General features: G+C 40.7%; 5 protein-coding genes. 2 read left to right on the top strand and 3 right to left on the bottom strand.

Features of this window, described 5'->3' with window-relative positions; translation table 11 throughout:
* Nucleotides 1-114: 114 nt before the first annotated feature.
* From QZZ43_RS13315 to QZZ43_RS13305, 3 genes are all read right to left on the bottom strand, one after another.
* Nucleotides 115-672, bottom strand: coding sequence for a hypothetical protein (locus QZZ43_RS13315; RefSeq protein WP_291860233.1), 558 nt, complete (start codon nucleotides 670-672; stop codon nucleotides 115-117).
* A 2-nt stretch (nucleotides 673-674) separates the two neighbouring features.
* Nucleotides 675-1,313, bottom strand: a complete 639-nt coding sequence (locus QZZ43_RS13310) for a hypothetical protein (RefSeq protein ID WP_291860230.1) — start codon at nucleotides 1,311-1,313, stop codon at nucleotides 675-677.
* 132 nt (nucleotides 1,314-1,445) lie between these two features.
* On the bottom strand, nucleotides 1,446-1,889 hold the full coding sequence (locus QZZ43_RS13305; RefSeq protein WP_291860228.1) for a helix-turn-helix domain-containing protein: 444 nt from the start codon (nucleotides 1,887-1,889) through the stop codon (nucleotides 1,446-1,448).
* A gap of 948 nt (nucleotides 1,890-2,837) precedes the next feature.
* Between QZZ43_RS13305 and QZZ43_RS13300 the strand changes: the two genes are divergently transcribed.
* Complete coding sequence (locus tag QZZ43_RS13300) at nucleotides 2,838-3,026, top strand: hypothetical protein (RefSeq protein ID WP_291860225.1); 189 nt, start codon at nucleotides 2,838-2,840, stop codon at nucleotides 3,024-3,026.
* Nucleotides 3,027-3,809: 783 nt separating this feature from the next.
* A partial coding sequence (locus QZZ43_RS13295) for an IPT/TIG domain-containing protein (RefSeq protein WP_291860221.1) occupies nucleotides 3,810-5,122 on the top strand: 1,313 nt, incomplete at its 3' end.

Genomic DNA, 5,122 nt, shown 5'->3' with positions numbered 1-5,122 from the left:
GTGTTTTATAGTTCTTTATTGTGAGGCATCCTGAAGATTGTTTAGTTCAACAATAGCCTCCAATATCAAGCGTGTGCAAACAACGCTTGATCGGAGGCTAAGTGTTGTGCCCAGTTATTTCTTATTGTAATATTTTTTTTCAAAATCAGCTATATCTAGAACGATACTTTTGTAATGTTTAAAATCAAAATTTTGAATATTATGAACATGTTTAAAGCCATTTAATTTGCGTTTCTCAGTTTTTGTCATAACATCATTCTCACTATCATACTTCTTTATTATCCGAAATATATTTTGGTCGAAACCATAACCTTTTGTTTTCTTATTGCTTGCTGTCCAATTAAAGGCAATCTGGTTAAGATGAATTGAATGTAAAATATAGCATTCTGGTTCACCTTCAAACAAAATTAAATCATTGCTTTTTTTTACTTGTAGACCTACAAATACAAAATAATGATTTTCTCTATTTATTTTAGGCAAATATTGGTATGTTCCGGAATTGAAAGTTGCTTTTCCCTTGACGTCAAAGGTTAATAATGTTTCATCTGAAAGTTGCACTGTAATATCAATTGATTTGGTATTACCTAATGTGATGTATGATTGATAACCTAACCTATGTAATTGACTATAGAACCAAAATTCACTTGCCATATTTGTATTAGTCTTGCCCATATTTAATGTTTTAAAATCATTTCGTTTACATTTAATTTTTTTGATAAGGCAGGTGTCATTATATATTTCTTAAACTCACCTAATGCATCACCAAATTTTAGGCATTTCTCTTTAGTCAATGTGTCAATATAGTTATCTGCTATATTGATTTTAAAATCCCATTTTGATTTATCAAGAGGTATATATACTTTGTCCTCAAGAAGCTCTCCATTTATTGGTAAATCAAATTCTTTAAGAAATTCTTTATTATGCATAATCTTATTTCTGAGAATTATTAATTCTTCGAGAGTTTTAAAAGAGGTAGCTTCGTCATTCATTTGATATTTTCCGTCTGATATAATATGTGGTATCATCAGAAGTTTATTTCTAAAGCTTAAACCAATATACTCTCTACAATAGGATTTATAATTTTCAGGACCAAACTTGTCAACACTATAGTCTGCTAAGATATAGTTTAATGAATACTCTAGTGTAGCAGAACACAAGGTAAAAAAGCCAAATAATAAATAATCAGAAATATTATCATTCTTAATATCCATATATGCAGACCTGAGTTTATCATAATATGAATCTGTGCCATTCCAGAGATAGTAACTTTTATCTCCAGTCAGGTTAATTAACAATTTACTTTTGGGTTTCATGGTTCTGTTTTAATTGGGCACAACGTAATTTTAAACACACCTCAGATGCAGTTATATTTCTTAAATCTTGGTAAAAGGTGCATAATACCTACCAAATTGGAGTTTATTGTGCACCTTTTTATGTGATGTAAATTATACATCCTTCTTCCCTATCATTTCCATCAATTGATCAATTTTTTCTCGTAGGTACTTATTCTCCTCTTTTTGAGATTTCAATTCTTCCCTGAGAAAATGAATCTCCTCATCTTTCGCAGAAAGTAATCTATCAATTATATCTTTATCAATACCATAATGGTATGTGTTGTCATTTCCAAAATTTACTCCTGGACCATTCCCCCCTTCTTTAACCTCTTGATGAATGTAATACCCTTCCGATCTCAACAAGTCCTCCATGTTCGTTTCCAACACTTCAGCGATTCGTTCTAACCGCTCAATGTCAAGTTTGGTTTCCCCGCTTTCGAGACTCTGATAACTACGGAGACTCATACTCAACTTATCAGCCATATCCTGCTGACGGTGTCCTTTAATTTCGCGGCGCCGTTTAATATTCAGGCGTGCAGTATCCATTATATCCATGACTTGTAATGTTTTGATGATCAAAAGTTAGTTTATGTAGAGAATCCTCATGCGTTATGCGGAGAACCTGCGTTTGTCATTGATAACTAAACCAATAAACCTTTCTATCTTTGAAACATTAAAAATAGCAAATATTATTAAACAATAAAGGAAGAAGCTCCGGAAAAATCGAATTTTCTGGTCTCTGAAATAAACAGTAAATTTGCGAACGCTTACATAAAGTAATTTTTAGCATTCGCACTTGATGTCTTGAGTCGAAAACTGGCAATTTTCAAAGAGAGAGACAGTAAGTGAAAGTGCTCACGTCATATCACTACGGTATTGGCGTGGGCCTGTACTTATCTCTCTAAGGTATGCCAGTACCTCGATTCGGTAAGTCAGGTTCCACGCCATCTTTTTTTGGTACCCGCCTTACTTACCGGACCGCAATGCTGCTTTCCGGAATCAGCCTGCCACACAAGACGCTTACTGTTTGTAAAACATTAGCGTTATGAAACTACCACCAGACAATACGTTTTTGCAAAGACCGCCGCCAGAGGGAAGGGGTTAGCTGTTAGCTCATAGCTCAGTGCACCTCAGTTTCTCCTCCACAAACTCTGAGTAACAAAAAACACGAAACTCAATGTCCGTCAGGGGAGATTGCAGGGACCTCTTAAATCCATCATCGCATAACACTCAATCTCACAGTACTTTGGAGCATTATTTTCGGTCGTTTATCTGTCGAGAATAATGTTTTGTTAAATAAAAATTCGTTTAAATTATTGATATTCAATTAAATAACGCAGGCTCGTCCGAGCCTTCTCCGAGTCTTGTTCGGGTCTTCTTCGGCCTTTGTTCGACTGTTGTTCGACTCTTATAAGGACGGAGAATAGTCGAAGAACAGTCGAAGAGGCCCCGAAGCAGGTACGACTAAGGTACGAAGGAAGTACAAAGCAGAGAGCATGGGGCATGGGGCATGGGGCATGGGGCATGGAGCATGGAGCAGGGGGCATGGAGGTTGAGGCTGAGGCTAAGACTGAGGTTGAGGTTGAGGCTGAGGTTGAGGCTAAGACTGAGATTGAGGTTGAGAGGATAGAAATTAGATACACTAATAATTTGTCGGTAATCATCTTTTCAAAAGATTTCAACTATGAATAAACGAAACCAACAAGCCAAACAGCGCGGCAGGGTTCCCCCTTCAGGTTTACCCTGTGATATTTGCTACAGGGAGTCAGGTTTACCCTGTGAGAGAATTTTCTCACAGGGGGTGCGGGAAGGCCAACACGAAACCAGAAACACAAAACTCACCAACTCGGTGATCTCCGTGTCTTCTCCGTGAAACTCTGTGTAAAAAAGGCAGAAGGCAGAAGAGAAAAGATTGAGAATGAGAGAAGTAGACAAGTAATAAGTTAGGCGAGTAGAGAAAAAGCCTATATTCAGTAAGAAATCATCTTATTAAAAATGTACTACGATGAATAAACGAAACCGGCAATTTAAACAGCGCGCGGGCCCTGTCCGCTTGCCGGGCCGGCGATGGCGGGAGGCCAAAATGGGCGACTTTGAAGGCCTTGCGCAATGGGTGGAAATTTTGGGTGACGCGGGGAGATAGGTTCTAAGCGGACTTGACCTTTTGTTTCTTTTGGGGCTAAGCCAAAAGAAAAAAACCAGAAACACAAAACTCATCTACTCTGTGCCCTCTGTGTCTCTCTCCATGAACCCTGTGTAACAAAAAACACAGAACACGAAACACAAATTCCCCTTTTTTAGTCCCCCTTGGGGGGATTTAGGGGGCCAACTCTTTTTTCATAGATAGAGGTTTCCGGGGAACAGGCCAACGGGCCAGGGTTCCCCGGATTAGAGCTCTTATGCTCAAAAGTCAGACCCTCAAAACACAGCTATTTATTTACTATTCAAATCATTAACAGCAAAAAATCTACAAATATGAGAACAAAAAAACATCCACTTGCCATGCAGCGATTGTGGCATATTGTGAAACATACGCTTCTGGTCCTGTTCATCATTTTACTTGCCATGGCATGCAACGACGACACACCGGACCCACAGAGTAAGCGCGACCCTTCCCTACCCTTACAGCTCGATGCCTTTATGCCCGACAGCGGAGGCATACGCACCAAATTTGTGGTCAAAGGCAGCAACTTCGGGTCGGACATCTCAAAAATAAAAGTGCTTTTTTCCGACGACGAGAAGGAAGCCACCGTTCTGGGTGCCGACAACGAAACCGTCTACTGCCTGGTGCCCAAACAAAGTGGCGGGGACAACACCATACAAGTAGTGGTTGACGATGATACCACTGCATTCGACCAAACCTTTCGGTACCATGTAGAACAGAATGTATCGACCATCACCGGTGTTTCGGGAGTCGCAGGGAGCGAAGATGGTATCCTCTCTGATGGCCGCATACAGCGCACTTTTGGTATTGCCGCCGTAGACGGAGGAGACCTCCTGACTTTTGAGGCATTAAGTGGTAATGTGCGGTTTATCTCTATCAAAGATAATGTAATATCTACTTTGCAAACCGGGTTTTACGGGGCCCAGCCCGCAATCTCGCAAGACGGCACAAAATTGTATTGCATCAACAAAGATGCCAATGACCACAAAGTGGTGCTTTACGACAAAGATGCGCTGTGGGAACCGCAAACCATTGTCTCGGGCATTTCCGAATCATCGGCCGTCATTTACTCCTGTGCTCTCGACGATTCTGAAAAGTGGCTCTACTTTCGCGACAAAGCCGGACTCTTTGGCCGCCTGGAACTGGCCAATCCTTCAAATGTGAACGTGCTGAATGAAAACGTAGGTACAGTGGGAGCAACCGACTACTCCTACCTGGTGTACAGTCCGGTGGATGACTGTTTCTATCTGTCGGTGCAATACGTCAACGGCATCTACAAAATAAGCAAAGACGGGCAAAATGTCGAAGAGTTCATCGGCTTCAATGGACAAGGATATACCGATGCCCCCCGCCTCGACTGTAAACTACGGTATCCGGGAGGCATCACAGTCGATAGCGAAGGAAACCTCTACTGGTGCGACACCAACAGTCCCACAATCAGAAAGTACAACCGCAAATCAGAATATGTCTCTACCATTGCCGGCACCGCCGGCTCTTTTGGTGGTGAAAACGGCGATCCTGAAACGGAAGCTACCTTCAACTATCCCTATTGCATCAATGCTGATCAGGAAGATAATCTTTTTATCGGTGAAAGCTGGGGGTGCACCATCAGAAAACTGGCAAT

The sequence above is a fragment of the Marinilabilia sp. genome (genome assembly GCF_016278715.1).
GTDB lineage: Bacteria > Bacteroidota > Bacteroidia > Bacteroidales > Marinilabiliaceae > Marinilabilia.
This window is presented reverse-complemented; position numbering and strand designations above follow the sequence as displayed.